The organism is Amycolatopsis sp., from assembly GCF_035546795.1.
GTDB lineage: Bacteria > Actinomycetota > Actinomycetes > Mycobacteriales > Pseudonocardiaceae > Amycolatopsis_E.
In genome coordinates this window covers 289,109-307,667 of sequence record NZ_DASZWC010000003.1, presented here as the reverse complement: position 1 = coordinate 307,667, position 18,559 = coordinate 289,109, and the positions used below count along the sequence as shown (strand labels likewise).

The 18,559-nt window shown below is 69.5% G+C and carries 17 protein-coding genes and 1 tRNA gene; 5 read left to right on the top strand and 13 right to left on the bottom strand.

The window, feature by feature from the left end; genetic code table 11:
* Positions 1-48: 48 nt before the first annotated feature.
* The 6 genes from rho to argS form a co-directional block, all read right to left on the bottom strand.
* A complete protein-coding gene (gene rho / locus VHD82_RS04950) occupies positions 49-2,034 on the bottom strand; it encodes a transcription termination factor Rho (protein ID WP_414637445.1) in 1,986 nt (661 codons plus the stop codon).
* 391 nt (positions 2,035-2,425) lie between these two features.
* On the bottom strand, positions 2,426-3,307 hold the full coding sequence (gene thrB, locus VHD82_RS04945) for a homoserine kinase (protein WP_325697420.1): 882 nt from the start codon (positions 3,305-3,307) through the stop codon (positions 2,426-2,428).
* Entirely contained in the window at positions 3,304-4,365 is a 1,062-nt protein-coding gene (thrC, locus tag VHD82_RS04940) for a threonine synthase (RefSeq protein WP_325697418.1), read from the bottom strand. Before thrC ends, thrB begins: the two co-directional genes overlap by 4 nt.
* Positions 4,366-4,369: 4 nt before the next feature.
* Entirely contained in the window at positions 4,370-5,674 is a 1,305-nt protein-coding gene (locus VHD82_RS04935) for a homoserine dehydrogenase (RefSeq protein WP_325697518.1), read from the bottom strand.
* 5 nt (positions 5,675-5,679) lie between these two features.
* The gene (gene lysA / locus VHD82_RS04930; protein ID WP_325697416.1) at positions 5,680-7,113 is read right to left on the bottom strand and encodes a diaminopimelate decarboxylase; all 1,434 of its coding nucleotides are present in this window, start codon (positions 7,111-7,113) and stop codon (positions 5,680-5,682) included.
* 6 nt (positions 7,114-7,119) lie between these two features.
* Positions 7,120-8,775, bottom strand: coding sequence for an arginine--tRNA ligase (gene argS, locus VHD82_RS04925; protein ID WP_325697414.1), 1,656 nt, complete (start codon positions 8,773-8,775; stop codon positions 7,120-7,122).
* 103 nt (positions 8,776-8,878) lie between these two features.
* Between argS and VHD82_RS04920 the strand changes: the two genes are divergently transcribed.
* Both VHD82_RS04920 and VHD82_RS04915 read left to right on the top strand, forming a co-directional pair.
* On the top strand, positions 8,879-9,703 hold the full coding sequence (locus VHD82_RS04920; protein WP_325697412.1) for a DUF3105 domain-containing protein: 825 nt from the start codon (positions 8,879-8,881) through the stop codon (positions 9,701-9,703).
* 10 nt (positions 9,704-9,713) lie between these two features.
* Positions 9,714-10,409 carry a DUF305 domain-containing protein gene (locus tag VHD82_RS04915; RefSeq protein ID WP_325697411.1) on the top strand — a complete coding sequence of 232 codons (696 nt, stop codon included), beginning with the start codon at positions 9,714-9,716 and terminating at the stop codon, positions 10,407-10,409.
* Between the two features lies 1 nt (position 10,410).
* Here VHD82_RS04915 and VHD82_RS04910 read toward each other — a convergent pair whose 3' ends face one another.
* Positions 10,411-11,319 carry a cation diffusion facilitator family transporter gene (locus VHD82_RS04910; protein WP_325697409.1) on the bottom strand — a complete coding sequence of 303 codons (909 nt, stop codon included), beginning with the start codon at positions 11,317-11,319 and terminating at the stop codon, positions 10,411-10,413.
* A 188-nt stretch (positions 11,320-11,507) separates the two neighbouring features.
* Here VHD82_RS04910 and VHD82_RS04905 point away from each other — a divergent pair.
* Positions 11,508-11,580, top strand: a tRNA-Arg gene (locus VHD82_RS04905).
* Between the two features lie 78 nt (positions 11,581-11,658).
* Here VHD82_RS04905 and VHD82_RS04900 read toward each other — a convergent pair.
* The 3 genes from VHD82_RS04900 to VHD82_RS04890 form a co-directional block, all read right to left on the bottom strand.
* A complete protein-coding gene (locus VHD82_RS04900) occupies positions 11,659-12,252 on the bottom strand; it encodes a GNAT family N-acetyltransferase (protein ID WP_325697407.1) in 594 nt (197 codons plus the stop codon).
* Between the two features lie 66 nt (positions 12,253-12,318).
* Positions 12,319-12,750 (bottom strand): DUF5994 family protein, encoded by a 432-nt coding sequence (locus VHD82_RS04895; RefSeq protein ID WP_325697405.1) that lies wholly within the window; start codon positions 12,748-12,750, stop codon positions 12,319-12,321.
* Positions 12,751-13,159: 409 nt separating this feature from the next.
* Entirely contained in the window at positions 13,160-14,188 is a 1,029-nt protein-coding gene (locus VHD82_RS04890) for an acyl-CoA desaturase (protein WP_325697403.1), read from the bottom strand.
* 340 nt (positions 14,189-14,528) lie between these two features.
* On the opposite strand from VHD82_RS04890, the gene VHD82_RS04885 reads away from it, so the two are divergent.
* Both VHD82_RS04885 and VHD82_RS04880 read left to right on the top strand, forming a co-directional pair.
* Positions 14,529-15,410 (top strand): alpha/beta hydrolase, encoded by an 882-nt coding sequence (locus tag VHD82_RS04885; protein ID WP_325697401.1) that lies wholly within the window; start codon positions 14,529-14,531, stop codon positions 15,408-15,410.
* 78 nt (positions 15,411-15,488) lie between these two features.
* On the top strand, positions 15,489-16,277 hold the full coding sequence (locus tag VHD82_RS04880; RefSeq protein ID WP_325697398.1) for an oxidoreductase: 789 nt from the start codon (positions 15,489-15,491) through the stop codon (positions 16,275-16,277).
* A gap of 30 nt (positions 16,278-16,307) precedes the next feature.
* On the opposite strand, the gene VHD82_RS04875 is transcribed toward VHD82_RS04880, so the two are convergent.
* From VHD82_RS04875 to VHD82_RS04865, 3 genes are all read right to left on the bottom strand, one after another.
* Positions 16,308-17,063, bottom strand: a complete 756-nt coding sequence (locus VHD82_RS04875; protein WP_325697396.1) for a GAF and ANTAR domain-containing protein — start codon at positions 17,061-17,063, stop codon at positions 16,308-16,310.
* Positions 17,060-17,797, bottom strand: a complete 738-nt coding sequence (locus tag VHD82_RS04870; protein WP_325697394.1) for a GAF and ANTAR domain-containing protein — start codon at positions 17,795-17,797, stop codon at positions 17,060-17,062. The genes VHD82_RS04875 and VHD82_RS04870 overlap by 4 nt, the downstream gene beginning before the upstream one ends.
* A gap of 138 nt (positions 17,798-17,935) precedes the next feature.
* Complete coding sequence (locus VHD82_RS04865; protein WP_325697392.1) at positions 17,936-18,361, bottom strand: hypothetical protein; 426 nt, start codon at positions 18,359-18,361, stop codon at positions 17,936-17,938.
* Between the last annotated feature and the right edge of the window lie 198 nt (positions 18,362-18,559).

Genomic DNA, 18,559 nt, shown 5'->3' with positions numbered 1-18,559 from the left:
CGCACCCTGCCCCCGGGCTATTCCGGGGGCAGGGTGCGCACGCGGTGCCTAGTCGTCGTCGTTGCTGCCGAGCGCCGTCTTCGAGACCTGCATCAGGAATTCGATGTTGGTCTTCGTCTTGCGCAGCCGGGACAGCAGCAGATCGATGGCCTGCTGCGAGTCCAGCGCGTTGAGCACCCGGATCAGCTTGTGGTGCACGGCCAGCTCGTCCGGCGAGAGCAGTAGCTCTTCCTTACGGGTACCGGACGGGTTGACGTCCACCGCCGGGAACACGCGGCGCTCGGCGATCTTGCGGTCGAGCTTGAGCTCCGCGTTACCGGTGCCCTTGAACTCCTCGAAGATCACCGTGTCACCGGTGGACCCGGTCTCCACCATCGCCGTGGCGAAGATGGTCAGCGAGCCGCCGTTCTCGATGTTGCGCGCCGCGCCGAGGAAACGCTTCGGCGGGAACAGCGCCGTCGAGTCGACACCACCGGAGAGGATCCGGCCGGACGCCGGGGCCGCCAGGTTGTAGGCACGGCCGAGGCGGGTGATCGAGTCGAGCAGGACCACCACGTCCATGCCCATCTCGACGAGGCGCTTGGCCCGCTCGATGGACAGCTCCGCGACCGAGGTGTGGTCTGACGGCGGGCGGTCGAAGGTGGAGGCGATGACCTCGCCCTTCACCGACCGCTGCATGTCGGTGACCTCTTCCGGCCGCTCGTCCACGAGCACGACCATCAGGTGGCACTCGGGGTTGTTCGTGGTGATCGCGTTCGCGATGTCCTGCATGATCGTGGTCTTACCCGCCTTGGGCGGCGACACGATCAGCGCGCGCTGCCCCTTGCCGACCGGCATCACCAGGTCGATCACGCGGGTGGTCAGCTTGTGCGACTCGGTCTCCAGGCGCAGCCGCTCGTTCGGGTAGAGCGGGGTCAGCTTGGTGAACTCGGGCCGCTTCTTGGCCGCATCCGGCTCGAGGCCGTTGATCGTGTCCACCCGCACCAGCGGGTTGAACTTCTGCCGCTGCTGCTCACCCTCGCGCGGCTGCTTGACGACACCGGTGATGGCGTCGCCACGGCGCAGGTTGTACTTGCGGACCAGTGACAGCGAGACATACACGTCGTTCGGCCCCGCGAGGTAACCCGAGGTGCGCACGAACGCGTAGTTGTCCAGCACGTCGAGGATACCCGCGACCGGCAGCAGGACGTCGTCCTCGCGGATCTCGGTGTCGGCACTGCCGCCGCCACCCTCACCGCGGCCACCGCGACGGCGACGGTCACGGAACCGGCGACCCCGGCGACCGCCCTCGTCGTCATCGTCGTTGGCGGCGTTGTTGCCGTTGTTGTTGCGCTGCTGGTTCTGCGGCCGGTTGCCACCCTGCTGGCGACGCTGCTCGCGCTCGCCCTGCTGACCGCCATCGCGCTGACCACCGTCGCGCTGCTGACCGCCATCTCGCTGGCCACTCTCCCGCTGCTGGCCGCCGTCACGCTGGCCACCTTCGCGCTGCGGTGCCCCCTCGCGCTGGCCGCCCTCACGCTGCTGACCGGCGTCGGGGCTGCCCGCGGACCGGCTGGAGCTGCGGCGGCGACGGCTGCCGCCCTCGCGGCGACCGCCCTCCTCGTTCTGCTGGCTGTCCTCGGCCGGACGCTCGGTGGCCGGTTCGGCCTGCGGCGCCTTCTCGGCCGGGCGCGCGGCCGGCTGCTCGGCAGGCTTTGTCACGGCCTTCTCCTGCTTCTCGGCAGGCGCAGCCGCCTTCTTGTCCGGCTGCGCGATGCCGTCGAAGGGAAGCGTGTCGTCGGACGCGGCCGCGGTGCGCTTGCGCGGGGCCTTGCCCTGCCGCTCACGGATCGCGGCGATCAAGTCGCCCTTACGCATGCCCTTGGTGTCCCCGACACCCAGTTCCGCCGCGAGTTCCCGCAGATCAGCGATCACCATGCCGGACAGGCCGCCGCTGCGACGCTTGGCAGTGGTGCCGTTCGATGGGGCCGCCGACTCCGCGACCGGAGCGGCCTGGGTGTCCAGGTCACCGCTCAAAAGATCGGTGTTGCTCACACATGTCCTTCCTGACCGATCCACGCCTCCAGGTGGATCAGCGGACTACCGCCCGCGTCTGATCGCGCAGCGGTGTTCTCTCTGCCCCGGTGCGGCTTCTCCGGCTTGAGACCGCAGGTCACAGCGGTGGAACCGCCACACGGGGGGTTGCGCACCCCAAACGGGACACACAGAATTCGCCACCGCGGCTACCGGAAACCCGCCTGAGGTCAATCCCTAGCACCAGCTCTGCGGAATTATCGGCTCAACGAAAGATGCGATCCGGGAAAATCCCCCGGGACCGACACCGGGTGCGGAGAACGCACGGTGATCGAACGCCCCCGAGGGTAGACCGACCGGGATTCCGGTGCAACAACCACCCCCGGAGTGGCGCGAATCAGCCGCCTCGCCGCTATCCGGCCGTGACCTGGACTCCGGCCAGGTCCACCGGCAGTTCGGTGACTTCGAAGGCGGTAACGTCGGCGGTTGCCGGAATTATTCCGTCTGTCGTCAACGCCAGGACCGTCGGGCCCGCGCCGGACACGGTGGCGGCGACCCCCGCCGCCCGCAGTTGCGCCACCAGCCTGGTCGTCGCCGGGTAGGCGGGCGCCCGGTAGTGCTGGTGCAGCTTGTCCTCGGTGGCCGCGAGCAGCAGACCTGGATCGCAGGTCAGCGCATGTACGGCCAGCGCCGCGCGGCCGGCGGTGAAGGCCGCGTCGCGATGCGGGACCTCGGTGGGCAGCAGCCCACGCGTGGTGGCCGTGGCCGAGCGCAACTCGGGCACGGCGAGCACCGGACGCAAATTCTTGTGCGGGGTGAGCCTTTCGGCGCGGAATTTCCCGTCTTCGCACCACGCGATGACCAGGCCGCCGAACAGCGAGGCGGCCGCGTTGTCGGCGTGTCCCTCGAATTCCGCGGCGAGTTGCACCGCGCCGTCGTCCAGCGGCTTCCCGGCGATGGCGTAGCCCGCGGCGACCCCGGACACCACCGCGGCGGCCGAGGAGCCGAGCCCCCGCGCGTGCGGAATCGCGTTGCTGCACCGCAAATGCAGCCCCGGCAGGTGCGCGCCGAGCCGTTCGCAGGTGCGCCGGATCGCGCGGACCACCAGATGCGATTCGTCGGTGGGCACGTCGGCGACCCCGCCGGCGCCCGCGTCGAGCACCTCGACCTTCAGTCCCGACTCGATGACCTGCACTTCGACCACGTCGTAGAGCCCAAGGGCGAGGCCGAGCGCGTCGAAACCGGGGCCCAGGTTCGCCGAGGACGCCGGCACGGTCACCTTGAACGAGGTCACGACAGCTCCAGCGCCGCCGCCACGGCCCGCGGGTCCACCGCGAGCGGCTCCACCTCGACGTTGCCCTCCAGGGCCGTCGCGGGGTCCTTGAGCCCGTGCCCGGTCACCGTGCAGACCACGGTGGCACCCTTCGGGATCCGCCCGTCCGCGGCGGTGATCAGCAGGCCGGCGACGCTGGTGGCCGACGCCGGCTCGACGAACACGCCCTCCTTGCGGGCGAGCAGCCGGTACGCGCCGAGGATCTGCTCGTCGGTGGCCTTCTCGAACAGCCCGCCCGAGGCGTCCCGCGCCTTGACCGCGGCCTGCCACGAAGCCGGGCTGCCGATGCGGATGGCGGTGGCGATCGTGTCCGGGTCCTTCACCGGCTCGCCCAGTACCAGCGGCGCGGCGCCGGCGGCCTGGAAACCGAACATCCGCGGTGTGGTTTCGACCACACGATCGGCCGCGTATTCGCTGTAGCCCGCCCAATAGGCGGTGATGTTGCCCGCGTTGCCGACCGGCAGGCAGTGGATGTCCGGCGCCTTGCCGAGCACGTCGCAGATCTCGAACGCGGCCGTCTTCTGTCCGGCGATCCGGACCGGGTTGACCGAGTTCACCAGGGTCACCGGGTGGTCGACGGCCGTTTTGCGGGCCAGCTCCAGGCAGTCGTCGAAGTTGCCCTCGACCTGCAGGATCCGCGCCCCGTGCAGAACCGCCTGGGCCAGTTTGCCCATCGCGATCTTGCCCTGCGGGACGAGCACGGCGCAGGTGAGCCCGGCGCGCGCGGCGTACGCGGCGGCCGAAGCCGATGTGTTGCCCGTGGAGGCGCAGATCACCGCCTGCAGCCCGCTCGCGAGCGCGTGCGTGATCGCCACCGTCATCCCGCGGTCCTTGAAAGAACCCGTCGGGTTCGCACCCTCGACCTTCAGGTAGACCGTGCAGCCGGTCAGCTCGGACAGGTGCGGTGCCGGCATCAACGGGGTGTTGCCCTCGCCGAGGGTGATCACCTTCGCCCCGGCCGGGGTGGGCACCCGGTCGGCGTAGGCCTCGATGATCCCCGGCCAACCAGGCGTAGCCATCTTGTCAGTCCTCGCCTTCCACGCGCATCACGCTGACGACCTCGTGCACGACGTCCATTTTCCCGATCGCTGTCACCGTGGCGTCCAAGGCCGCGTCCGGTGCGAGATGCGTCACGATGACGAGGCTCGCGGTGGCCAGCCTGTCCCGCTGGCGCACGGCCGCGATGCTCACGCCATTCGCCGCGAACTCCTGCGCGACCTGAGCCAGCACACCGGGTTTGTCGGCCACGTCGAGGCTGACGTGGTAGCGCGTCGGGGTCTGGCCCATCGGCCGCACCGGCAGCGCGGCGTGCGCGGACTCCCGCGGGCCACGGCCGCCCACCACCAGGTTGCGCGCCACCGCGATGAGATCGCCGAGCACCGCGCTCGCGGTCGGCGCGCCACCGGCGCCCTGGCCGTAGAACATCAGCTCGCCCGCGGCGTCGGCCTCGACGAACACCGCGTTGAAGGCGCCGCCGACCCCGGCCAGCGGGTGACTGCGCGGGATCATCACCGGGTGCACCCGCGCGGACACCGATTCGGTGCCGTCGTCGGCGGTCACCCGCTCGCAGATCGCGAGTAGTTTCACCGTGCGCCCCAAGGCCTTCGCCGCCGCGATGTCCGACGCGCTGACCCCGGACATGCCTTCGCGGTGCACGTCCGCCGCCGTCACCCGGCTGTGGAAGGCGAGCGACGCGAGGATGGCCGCCTTGGACGCGGCGTCGTAGCCGTCGACGTCGGCCGTCGGGTCGGCCTCGGCGTACCCGAGCCGGCTCGCCTCGTCCAGGGTCTCGGCGTAACCGGCGCCCGTCGAGTCCATTGCGGACAGAATGAAGTTGGTGGTGCCGTTGACGATGCCCATCACCTTGGTGATCCGGTCACCGGCGAGCGACTCGCGCAGCGGCCGCAGCAACGGGATCGCGCCGGCCACCGAAGCCTCGAAGTAGAGGTCCGCGCCGGAGGAGTCGGCGGCCTCGGAAAGTTCGGCGGAGTACTCGGCCAGCAGCGCCTTGTTCGCCGTGACGACCGACTTTCCCTTGCGCAGCGCGGTGAGCAGCCAGGTGCGGACCGGCTCGAGGCCGCCGATCAGCTCCACGACGACGTCCACATCGGACTCCACCAGCGCGGCGGCGTCGGCGGTCAGCAGGTGCTGCGGCAGCTCGGGGTGCTTGTCCGGGCGGCGTACCGCGATCCCGGCCAGCTCCAGCGGCGCGCCGGCCCTGGCGGCCAGCTCGTCGGCCTGCTCGGTGAGCAGCCGGGCCACCTCGGCACCCACCGTGCCGCAGCCCAGCAGCGCGACGCGCACCGACCTTCCGTCCGATGTAGACAGTGAGCTCACGACACCTCCAGATGCAGCATGTCCTCGACGGTCTCGCGGCGCAGCAGCAGCCGTGCGCTGCCGTTGCGGACCGCGACGACCGCGGGGCGCGGCTGCCGGTTGTAGTTGCTGGCCATCGAATAGCAGTAGGCGCCGGTGGCGGCGAGCGCGAGCAGGTCGCCGGGGGCGAGCGTGTCGGGCAGCCAGCAGTCACGGACGACGATGTCGCCGGACTCGCAGTGCTTGCCGACCACGCGGGACAGCGCGGCGCCGGCCGAGCCGCTGCCGTCGTCGGCGGAGCGGGACACCAGGCGGCAGTCGTAGCTCGCGTCGTAGAGCGCGGTGCGGATGTTGTCGCTCATCCCGCCGTCGATGCTGACGTAGCGGCGGGATTCGTTGTCCCCCAAGGAAACATCCTTGAGCGTGCCCACCTCGTACAGGGTCACCGTGCCCGGCCCGGCGATCGCCCGGCCCGGTTCGCCCGCGATCCGCGGCACCGGCAGCCCGGCGAACTCGCACTCCTTGCGCACGATCTCGCGGATCTGCGTGATCAGTTGCGCCGGCGGGGGCGGGTTGTCCTTGTCGGTGTAGGCGATGCCGAACCCGCCGCCGAGGTCCACAATGGACAGCTGCTCGAGCAGCTGGTCACCGTGCTCCTTGGCCAGTTCGCCGAGCAGGCCGACCACCCGGCGGGCGGCGACCTCGAACCCGTCGGCGTCGAAGATCTGCGAGCCGATGTGGCTGTGCAGGCCGACCAGCTTCAGCGAGGACGCGTTGAGCACCCGGCGCACCGCCTCCGCGGCGTCCCCGGCCGCGAGCGAGAAACCGAACTTCTGGTCCTCGTGCGCGGTCGCGATGAACTCGTGGGTGTGCGCCTCGACGCCGACGGTGACCCGCACCAGCACGTTCTGGACGACATCACGGCGGGCGGCGGCGTCGGCGAGCCGGGCGATCTCGTAGAACGAGTCGAGCACCACGGTGCCCACCCCGGCGTCCAGCGCCGCTTCCAGCTCGGCGACCGATTTGTTGTTGCCGTGGAACGTGATCCGCTCGGCGGGGAAACCACCGTGCAGCGCGACGGCCAGCTCTCCCCCGCTGGCCACGTCCAGGCTCAGGCCCTGCCCGGCGACCCAGCGGGCGATTTCCGTGCTGAGGAACGCCTTCGCGGCGTAGTGCACGAGCGCCGGGTCGTCGAACGCCTCGGCGTACTCCGCGCAGCGCGACTTGAAATCGGCTTCGTCCACCACGAACAGCGGCGTGCCGTAGGTGGCGGCCAGCTCCCGGACGTCGACCCCGGCGATGCGGACCACGCCGTCGGAGGAGCGGAAAGCGTTGCGGGGCCACACCTTCGGGTAGAGGCGGTCCAGCTCGTCGGCGGTGGACGGCGGGAAACCGGAAGTGTCGGCGTGCGGGTGAACTTCGGCATGCCGAGGACCAGCTGGATGGGTCATCGCGAGTTACATCCGTTCCGGGGCGGAGACACCGAGCAGGGACAGACCGTTGGCGAGCACCTGGCGGGCCGCCGCGCACAGCGCGAGCCGGGCGAAGGTGAGCGGAGTCGCTTCCTCGTCGCCCTGCGGCAGCACGCGCGCCACGTCGTAGAACTTGTGGTACGCGCTGGCCAGGCTCTCCAGGTACCGCGCGACCCGGTGCGGCTCGCGCAGTTCGGCTGCCTTGCTCAGGGTCTTGCCGAACTCGCCGATCGTGCGGATCAGATCGCCCTCGCGGGGATGCGTCAGCAGGCTCAGGTCCGCGTCGCCCTCGAGCTTCAGCCCGAGCTCGGCCGCGTTGCGCTGCAACGAAGCCAGCCGCGCGTGCGCGTACTGCACGTAGTAGACCGGATTGTCGTTGCTGTGCTTCCGAAGCAGGTCCAGATCGATGTCCAGGGTGGAGTCGACCGAGTACCGGGTCAGCTCGTAGCGGGCCGCGTCCACGCCGACCGCCTCGACGAGGTCCTCCATCGTGATCACGGTGCCCGCGCGCTTGCTCATCCGCACCGGCTTGCCGTCGCTGACGAGGTTCACCATCTGGCCGATGAGCACCTCGACCACCGCCGGGTCGTGCCCGAGCGCGGCCGCGGCGGCCTTGAGGCGGGCGATGTAGCCGTGGTGGTCGGCGCCGAGCATGTAGAAGCAGAGATCGAAACCGCGGGCGATCTTGTCCTGCAGGTACGCGATGTCGCCCGCGATGTACGCCGGGGCGCCGTCGCTCTTGATCACGACGCGGTCCTTGTCGTCGCCGAACTCCGTCGAGCGCAGCCACCACGCGCCGTCGGCGGCATACAGGCGGCCGGACTCCTTGAGCGTCTCGACGGCCTTGCGCACGGCGCCGCTCTTGTGCAGCGAGTCCTCTTGGAAGTAGACGTCGAAATCGGTGCCGAAGTCGTGCAGGGACTTCTTGATCTCGCTGAACATCAGCTCGATGCCGATCTTGCGGAAGGTCTCGTGCCGCTCCTGTTCGGGCAGCGAGAGCGCGCTGGGCTGCTGGCGCAGCACTTCGGCGGCGATGTCACTGATGTATCCGCCGGCGTAACCGTCCTCGGGCGCGGACTCGCCCTTCGCGGCGGCGATCAGCGACCGGACGAAGCGGTCGATCTGCGCGCCCGCGTCGTTGAAGTAGTACTCGCGCGTGACCTCGGCGCCCTGCGCACCGAGGATCCGGCCCAGTGCGTCACCGACCGCGGCCCAGCGGGTGCCGCCGAGGTGGATCGGGCCGGTCGGGTTGGCCGACACGAACTCCAGGTTGATCTTCTGCCCGGCCAGCGCGTCGCCGGTGCCGTACGACTCGCCCGCGGCGAGCACCTGGCGCACCTGCTCGCCCTGTGCCTCGGCGGCGAGGCGGAAGTTCAGGAAGCCGGGGCCCGCGACCTCGGCGCTTTCCACGCCGTCGTCCTTCGCGACCTCGTCGGCCAGTGCCTGCGCGAACTCGCGCGGTGCCATGCCCGCCTTCTTGGCGACCTGCAGCGCGAGGTTGGTGGCGTAGTCTCCGTGCTCAGGGTTGCGCGGTCGCTCGATCGTCACGGTCTCGGGCAGCACGGCGTGATCGAGGCCACGCGCGGAAAGCACCTGGACGGCAGACGAGCGGACGAGGTCGGCAAGCACAGCGGGAGTCACTACGCGAGTGTAAGTGGACAGAGCTCGGCCGTTGACAGCGACCAGACGCGCGGTCCCTAGACTGCATGCTGGGCAAATCCATCTCACCTCGAATGCGGGAGCCATGGCCAGCGGCACGAAGAAAAAGGGCAGTTCGAAGAACGCCGTGAAGGCGGCCCGTAGCTCGGTCGTCTCCCGGCGGGGCTTCCCGTGGGGCACCGTCATCTCGGTGGTCGCCGTGGTGGCCCTCGCCGCCGTCGTGATCACGTACTACCTGGTCCAGTCGGCGCCGAAGCGGGCGCTGGCGGAGTGGGCGCCGAGCGCGAGCAATCCCGATCCTTCGCTGAAGCTCTCGGGCATCGTGACGGTGAAGTACCAGGGCAGCGTGCACGTCCTGCCTACCGAGCGGGTGGCCTACGACCACTCGCCGCCGTTCGGTGGCCCGCACGACGGGTACTGGGCGGCGTGCACCGGCATCGTCTACCCGGTGGCCGTGCGCACCGAGAACATGGTGCACTCGCTGGAGCACGGCGCGGTCTGGATCGCCTACAACCCGGACCAGATCAAGGGCGACGCGCTGAACAAGCTCAAGGCCAAGGTCGAGGGCAAGCCCTACACGATGATGTCGCCCTACCCCGGGCTCGACAAGCCGATCTCGCTGCAGTCGTGGGGCCACCAGCTGAAGCTGGACAGCGCCGACGACGAGCGGATCGACGAGTTCATCACCGCGCTGCGCACGAACCAGAACACCTACCCCGAGGTCGGCGCCTCCTGTGACGCGCTGGGTGCCGGGATGTTCGACCCGGACAACCCGCCGCCGTTCGACCCGAGCCCGCCGGGGCCGGACGCCAAGCCGATGAACTACACCGGTTCCAGCGGCGCGCAGGCCGACAACAGCGCTTCGGGCATGCCCACCTCCGCGGCCGCGCCCACCTCCGCCAGTCGGTGATCTTTTCCTTATGGACGAAGTGACAGAAGCCGAAGAAACCGCCCCGGCGCGGCCCCCGCGGTCGCGTCCGGTGGTCATCGCCGCCAGTGTCATCGCGGTGCTGCTGGTGGGCGCCGTGATCGGCATGTTCCTGACCCAGCGGGCGATGAACTCCGACGAGCAGGCCACCCCCGGTGCCGGCTCGGTGGAGGTCGGGTTCGCGCAGGACATGTCGGTGCACCACCTGCAGGCCGTGACCATGGCCAACTGGGCGCGGGACCACAGCACCGACCCGCAGGTCCGGCAGCTGGCCTTCGACATCCAGAGCACGCAGCTGGAGCAGGTCGGCCGGATGAAGGGCTGGCTCATGCTGTGGGGTCAGCCGGAGCAGACCACCGGCGCGTACATGACGTGGATGTCCGCGGGCGGGCACGAAATGGCAGGCATGTCGGCGACGAGTTCCTCCAGCGACGCGCCGATGCCGGGCATGGCCACCAACGCGGAGCTGGCGAAGCTGCGCTCCCTGTCCGGCCATGAGCTGGACGTGTACTTCCTGCAGTTGATGTTGCGGCATCACGAGGGCGGTACCGGCATGGCGCAGTACGCGCACGATCACACGTCGGTCGCCGCGGTGAAGACGCTCACCGAGAGCATCCTGGAGTCGCAGGGCGCCGAGATGACGTTGATGAAGCAGATGCTGACGGCCAGGGGCGCGCAGCCGCTCTGAGCTACCAGCTCAGTTCCTCGCAGCGTTTGGCCGATTCGCACGGCTCGACCTGCAGCGTGGCGTGCTGGATGTCGTAGTTGTCGGCGAGCAACGTCTGCGCCGCGACGAGCACCTGCGCCGCTTCGGTGTGCTGTTCCACGGCCAGGTGCGCGGAGGCCACCTCCATCCCGGAGGTGAGCGTCCAGACGTGCAGGTCGTGCACGTCGCGCACGCCCGCGAGGCCGGTCAGTTCGGCCGCGATGCGCTCGACGTCGACCTCCTTCGGCGGATGCTGGAAGAGGATCCGCAGCGCGCGGCGGGCGAGGGTGAAGGTGCGCGGGAGGACGAAGAGGCCGATCGCCACACCGATGATCGGGTCGGCGTAACGCCAGCCCGTCGTGAGCGTGATCGCGCCGCTGACGAGGACGCCGACGGAGCCGATCAGGTCGGCCAGCACCTCGAGATACGCGCCGCGGACGTTGAGGCTTTCCTTCGCACCCGAGCGCAGCAGGCTGAACGAGACGAGGTTCGCGAGCAGGCCCGCGACGGCGGTGAGGAGCACCGGCAGCCCGGGCACCGCGGGCGGGTGCGTGATGCGCCCGACCGCCTCGAAGACCACATACGCCGCGACACCGAAGAGCAGCACCGCATTTCCCAGCGCCGCAAGGACTTCCGCGCGATAAAGGCCGTAGGTGCGGCGGAACGTCGGCCCGCTCCGGCGCGCCAGCACGATCGCCGCGAGCGCCATCCCGAGCCCGAAGACGTCGGTGAGCATGTGGGCGGCGTCGGAGATCAGCGCCAGCGAGCCGGTGAGGACGCCGACGACGACTTCGAGCACGAGGAACACGGCGCCGATGCCCAAGGCCGCGACCAGCCGCGGCAGGTGTCGCCCCGAGGCGCTCGCCGTGCCGTGCCCGTGGCCATGTCCCATCGCCTGCCTCCTCGCCGATACCAAGATATAGCCACATGCGCATGTATGCAATACAGGTAAGGCTTACTTGTGCAGAACCTACCTCTTGGTGGTCGATTACCCAATGCGTGCCCGCCCACCGGGAAAGGTGGCCACCCGATTGGCGTGCCCGGGCATGCGCTAAGCTTCACTGCGTTGCCCAGCAATGGGCCCTCGTAGCTCAGGGGATAGAGCACTGCCCTCCGGAGGCAGGTGTCGCAGGTTCGAATCCTGCCGAGGGCACTCTTCGTGAAATGCAGAAACCGGCCCCTACCAGTGGATACGCGGTAGGGGTCGATTCATGTCCTGCTTCGCACTCCGTCAAACGCCGCCGTTCGCGCCGTAGGCCGGCGGAAGTTGGGCCTCGGGGGCGGTTTCGTCGAGGTCGGCGGGGCGGAGGCGGAACACCTGCAGGGTCAGTCCGAAGTACTTGCCGGTTTCGCCGACCCAGTGCATGCCGTTGCGGCGGACGGTGGCGGCGGCGCGGGTGTTTCCGGGTCGGACGACGGCGAAAATCTCGTCGACATCGTGCTGGAAAGCCCAGCGCGCCACGGCGGAAGTGGTTTCGCTGGCATAGCCGTGACCCCACGCGTCGGGGGCGAGCTGCCAGCCGATCTCGAGGTCCTCGTTCCCCGGCGGCAGCGGCAGCAGGATCGCCCCGCCGATGAGGTGGCCGTCGTCGCGGCGCTCGATCGCCCAGCGGCCTGCCGGCAGTGCCATGCGTTCGGTTTCGGCGATCCACTGTTGCAGCAACAGCCGCATCGCCCCGAGATCGGGTACGCGGTCCATCGCCGGGCTGAGCCACCGGGCCACCGAGGCGTGCCCGTAGATGGCCAGCGCGGCGGGCGCGTCCTCCACCCGCCACCCGCGCAGAATCAGCCGCGGGGTGACCAGGGCTGGATCACTAGCAGTCATGGCGAACTCGTCTCCGGTAGTGCCGACCCGCCCAGTATGGACCTGCCGGAGGCTGGCCGCCCTCGGCTATCTGGCGCGGCTGAGTGCGACGAGCTCCTCGACGGTGTCCCCGTTTCCTCGCTGTGAGGCCGTCGTCATCGCATCATTCGCGGCCGCGGGGCCGGTTTCGGGTGGGACGACGAACAAGGTCAGCCGCTGCCAGCCCTGTCCGGTCACCGTGACGGTGTCCGGGTGCTGCGAACGGAATCCTTCCAACCGGACGACCTGACCGTCGATCTTGAGGCGGCTTCCTGCCGCCTCCCATTCGGTGAGGTTGTAGGTCACCCGCTCGATCCGGCCGGGCCGGTCTGCCAGCGCCGCAAGCAGTTCCGGCAGTTCGGCGGCCAGGTCCCGGGACGCCGGCCACCACGCACCGTCGACGAAACCGGTGGTGGGTGCCTGCGCCTTCAGCCGTGAGCGCGTAGGGGTGGCGATCGATGTTGCTGGGCTCGGCGTCATGCCGATGCTCCGTCTCCGGCCGGGATTCGGCCGACCTGGGCTTTCGTCGGGGACGACGCGGGCTTGACCACCTGCGTACGAGATGCTCCCGACAACACCCATCCTACGCCCCTCGCCCCCCGGCGAAGATCGTCCAGTGTGGACAGTTCCGGATCGGCCGGATACGGCGTACCATCGGAGCTGCCGGGACTTCGAGCCCGCACACACCGATCGCCACCCCGCAGGCCGTAACGGCCATCGAGCAGTCTCAGCTCCCGAGCTGCGTTCCGCACCTGGAGCCCAAGGCGCCCACCGCGGGGAAAGCCGACGGCGAGCGGGCTGCCTGCCTCCCGGGAGCTGAATGCCGGACTGCCGGTTTCACCTTGCGGTGCCGACAGTTCGGTTCAGCTCGAAAGTCTCTTGTGGACAGTCACCTCTTCGCCGCGCGTAGCGGCGCTCCCACGGCGTGCAAATGCTGCAGCACGTAGCCGTAGGTCCGCGGCCAGCTGCACTGCGCGTACTCGATATCCCGCTGGGCGCAGAAGGCACGTACGACAGGCTGGGCCCGGCGCAGGCTGGGCCGCGGCATGGTCGGGAACAGGTGGTGTTCGATCTGGTAGTTCAACCCGCCCAAGACGAAATCGACCCAGACGCCGCCACGGACGTTGCGCGACGTGAGCACCTGCCGGCGCAGGAAATCGAGGCTGTGCCCGCGGGGCAGGATCGGCATCCCCTTGTGCCCCGGCGCGAACGAGCATCCCATGTAGACACCCCAAAGACATTGGTGCACAAGGATGAACACCACCGCGGTCAGCGGAGACAGCACGAGGAACACGACGGTCAAATAGGCGGCGAAATGCGCGGCCAGCAGGATGGCTTCGGTTTTCCTGGCCCGCAACCTGGGGCGCCAGAGGGTCTGCACGCTGGACACGTGCAAGCTGAGCCCTTCCAGGAGCAGCAGCGGGAAGAACAGGAACGCCTGGTACCGGGCCACCCACCGGAGGAAGCCCCGCTTGCCCGCGCTCTGCTCCTCGGTGAAGGCGAGCGCCGGGATGTGGATGTCGGGGTCGTCCTGCTCCTGGTTCGGGTTGGCGTGGTGGCGGGTGTGCTGATCCATCCACCAGCCGTAGCTGAGCCCGACCATCCCGCCGTGGATGTAGCCGATCACGTCGTTGGCGCGGTGCGTGCGCAGGATCTGCTTGTGCCCCGCGTCGTGCCCCATGAAGGCCAGCTGGGCGAACATCACGGCAAAGAACGCGGCCAGGAAAAGCTGCCACCACGAGTCGCCGAGGCGGACGAAAAGCACCCAGCCCGCGGCGAAGACGAGGACGTTGGCGACGATCTTCACGCCGTAGTACCAGTAGCGCCGCCGCAGCAGGCCCGCCTGTCTGATCGTCTGCGAAAGCACTGCGTAATCCCGGCTTCGGACGCCGGGGGGTGAACTTGCCGGCAAGGTCATGCGGAACCACCGATTTCTGCGTCACTGGGTGGGCGCAACCGGGGTCTCGAGCAACACCTCGTCGCGGTAGCCCGCGAACCACCTCCAGGGTTTCACGAGATCGCCCGAGCGGCAACGTCACCCGCGGCCGATGCGCGTAGTGTCGTCATTACCGAGCGCGGTTCGCCCCAGGCGGTACCTATATGTCCACATTGGACACAAGGTGGGCAAAAGGGTGAATGCGTCCCGGAATTCACCGATCGCGCGTAGAGTGACGCTGCCGCCCCGGACCCGGTGGCCCGAACCGTCAATGCTCTGCAGCGTTGCCACGTGTCACCCGATGCCCGAGGAGATGGGCTCCATGGCGGTAGATCCGCAACGTTTCGTGTCCGCTGAACTGGCGGAGATCGACCGGATCAACGCCACCGGCAGGACACCGGTGGTGTTCATCCACGGGCTGTGGCTGCTGTCGAGCAGCTGGGACAGGTGGGCCAAGGTCTTCGAGGACGCCGGGTACGCGCCGCTCACCCCGGGCTGGCCGGACGACCCGGCCACGGTCGCCGAGGCGTTCGCCGATCCACAGGTGCTCGCGGACAAGACGATCGGCCAGGTGGCCGACCACTACGCCGGGGTGATCGCCGAACTGACGCGCAAACCGGTGCTCGTCGGGCACTCGTTCGGCGGTCTGATCGCGCAGATCGTCGCGGGCCGCGGGCTGTCCTCGGCGACGGTCGTGATCGACTCGGCGCCGTTCCGGGGCGTTCTCCCGTTGCCGATCTCCGCGCTGCGCTCAGCGAGCCCCGTCCTTGGCAACCTGGCCAACCGGCACCGGGCCGTCCCGCTGACCTTCGAGCGGTTCCGCTATTCCTTCGCCAACGTCGTCAGTGCCACCGAGGCCAAGGAGCTGTTCGACGCCTACGCCGTGCCCGCCCCCGGTGCCCCGCTGTTCCAAGCGGCGACGGCCAACTTCAACCCGTGGACCGAGGCCAAAGTGGACAGTACGGCCACCGACCGCGGGCCGATGCTGATCATGTCGGGCGAGAAGGACAACACCGTTCCGCGCAGTATCAGCGACGCGATTTTCAGCAAACAGCAACGCAATCCGGCGGTGACCGAGTTCGTCGAACTGGCCAACCGCGGGCATTCGCTGACCATCGACAGCGGCTGGCAGGAGGTCGCGGACACCGCTCTCGCGTTCGTCCGGCGCTTCACCACTTCCGCCGTTACCGAGCAGAACGGGTGACCGTCCGCGACTCCGGCTCATCGCGGCTGTCGTGGCGCCGGCGCCAGAACTCCTGACAGCGAACCGAAAGCGGGCGTCATGGACCTGCACCTGTCCGGCCGGATCGCCGTCGTCACCGGTGCCGGCAAAGGCATCGGGCTGGCCGTCACGCGGGCACTGGCCGGCGAAGGGGCTCGCGTCGTGGCCGGTGCCCACAGCGTGACTCCTGAACTCGCCGAGCTCGCCGAGCGCGCACCGGTCCGGCCGGTTCCCGCGGACCTCGCGACCCCGGAAGGCCCGGCGAGGCTGATCGACGCCGCGATCGCCGGGTTCGGCGGGCTGGACATCCTGGTCAACAACGTCGGCGCGGTCACGCCGCGCACCGGTGGTTTCCTCTCCGTCGCCGACGAGGACTGGACGAGGACGATCACCCTCAACTTCCTCGCCGCCGTCCGGGCCACGCGGGCCGCGGTCCCGCATCTGATCGAACGGGGCGCCGGCAGCATCGTCACCATCGCGTCGGTCAACGCTTCCCTGCCCGACCCGCTGGTCGTCGACTACAGCGCGGCCAAGGCGGCCCTGCTGAACTTCAGCAAATCGCTGTCGAAAGAGCTGGGGCCGCACGGAATTCGCGTCAATACGATCAGTCCTGGGCCGGTCAGCACCGGTCTCTGGCTGGGCGAGCACGGGGTCGCGGCGGCAGTCGGGCAGGCCACGAGCGTCGATCCGGCCACCGTCGCGAAGCAGGCCGCGGGCGCGGCGGCGACGGGCCGGTTCACCGAGCCTCAGGAAGTGGCCGACCTGGTTCTCCTGCTGGCGGGCGACCGCGCCGCCAACATCACCGGGACCGACATCCTCATCGACGGCGGGATGACGCCCACACTGTGATCTTCCCGCAGTACCAACAAAACTGCGTAGTCAGCCCTTTGGGGTCTTGTCGGCACCCCGGAGCAGCTCGTCGGCGACCGCGTTGTCGTTGACCACGGCGAGGGCGAGCTCCGACAGCCGCTGGTTGGTGCTGCGGGCGTAGCCGCGCAGCAGGACGAAGGCCTGGCCCATGTCCAGCTCACTGCGGCCGGACAGCACCCCTTTGGCCTGCTCGATGATCACCCGGCTGTTGAGCGCGCCCTGCAGCTGCTCGGCGAGCACGTCGGCTCGGCGGACGGTCTGCTCGTGCAGGATGCCGATGGTGGCCATGTCGGCCAGCGCCTGCCCGATCCGCAGATCGGCTCGCGCGAGCGTGCCGATTTCGGTGCGGAACAGGTTGAGCGCGCCGACGGTTTCACTGCGCAGGCGCATCGGCAGGGCGTGGACCGAGCGGAAGCCCTCGTGCCTGGCGCGCTCGGCGAACCGCGGCCACCTGCCGGCGGGCTCGGCCAGATCCGGGGCCGTGACCGGCTGCCCGGTGCGGAAGGCGTCCAGGCAGGGGCCTTCGTCGGCCTCCAGCTGGAACAGTTCGGTCACCCTCGCCTGCTCGGTGGAAGAGGACACAACCCGCAGGTGACCGCGCTGATCCGACAGCACGATCCCGGCCGCGTCCACAGGCAGCAGGCGCACGCAGTTCCCGGTCAACCGGTCCAGCAGATCGAGTACGTCATAGTCGTCGACCAGCGTGTCGGCGAGGTCGACCAGTGCCTCGGCCAGCGCAGGCTCATGGTCGTCAACGGTTTTCATCCCAGCTCCTCGTTGTCGAATCGCAGTCGTCGCGCGACCACGTCCCTGGCCACCTCGTCGATCGGCCGGTTTTGTGCGAACGCGTAGCCGCGCAGCTTCGCCAGCGCGGTCGCGGGAGGAATACCCAGCTGCCCGACAACCATCCCGGTGGCCTGGTAGACCTCGGTCCGGTGCAACGGCGTGCCGGAGAGCCAGTCGGGCAAGTCTGCCCGCAACGCCCCGTCGGTGACCGTCTCCAGCTTCTCGCCCGAACGCAACCCCAGCAAGGACCAGAGCGCCGCATCCGCCGCTCGCAACGCACCTATCAGCCCCGCACCGGCCAGCACACCCGCGTCCAGGTGGTAGAGCTCCAGCACGCCGACCGCGATCGCACCGAGTTGCAGTGGAAAGACGAACAGCCCGCGCACTTTCATCTCGCGCGCGGCGTGGGCGAACATCGGCCACCGCGCGCCGCCTGCCACGGCCAGATCGCCGACCAGCACCGGGCGGCGCTCCGCGTACGCCTCCACACACGGGCCCTCACCCAGGCTGAACTGCAGCGCGTCCAGCCTGCTGACCACGGCATCGCTGGCGAACAGCGGCTCCTGGACGCCGCGGCCGGTCATCAGCGTGATGGCGGCACCGCTGATCGGCAGGAACTCGACACAGGCCGCGACGACCCGGCTCGGACCGTCCGCGCCGCCGTCCGCGACGATCGACCGCAGTCGGGTGCCGAGCCCGTCGAGTTCCGTCACGTCCGGCCACCGGACCGGACCACCGGCAGAGCCATTGCGAAACTCCGTTCACCGGCGGGCATCCACGACAGTCTGGCAGGCGCTCCCCCCGCGCCGCTCACCCCAGCCCGCACAGTCCACGTCGGACATTTCCCCGCGTCATCGCGGGCGAGTCCCGTTCCCGTCCGGCCGGAAATCACCGGACGGCAGCGGCTGGCCGCCGGGCAGGACCGTCCGCGGGTCCGTGCGGCCGGCATTCCAGCGCAGCGCCGCCTGCAGCTGCTGTGCCGACAACCGCGCGCGATCGCGCAACCCGGGCAAGGAGGAGTCACGCATACCCGGTTCGACACTGGCGCGGCAGAGCCGCCCGAACCACCGCTGTTCTTTCACCCACGCGACACGCGCCTGCGCCACCAACTCCGCGGCGTGGTCGTTCCCGCAGGCGGTGACCAGGCGTTCACCGTCCAGGCCGTCAAGACCCGCGGCCAGTGCCGAGGAGTCCGGCACCAGCAGCGTCAAGCCCGTCCCGGAGTCGACCCGCTGCCCGCAAAGGGCACAGACTCGCCGTCCAACACCATTGGTCACGCCGTTTCCCCCGACGTCGGTTCCCGGCATCGCAATCTCCGTCGTCAGATCGCGGATGTCCAAACACCAGGGTCCAGAGCGCCATGGCATCCACTGCCACACCGGCCGGCATTCCCGCCGGCCCGGCGTATCACCAGCACACTCACCGTAACCCGCGCGGCCGCTCCTCACCAGGGCTCGATTCCGCAGCGGGCGACG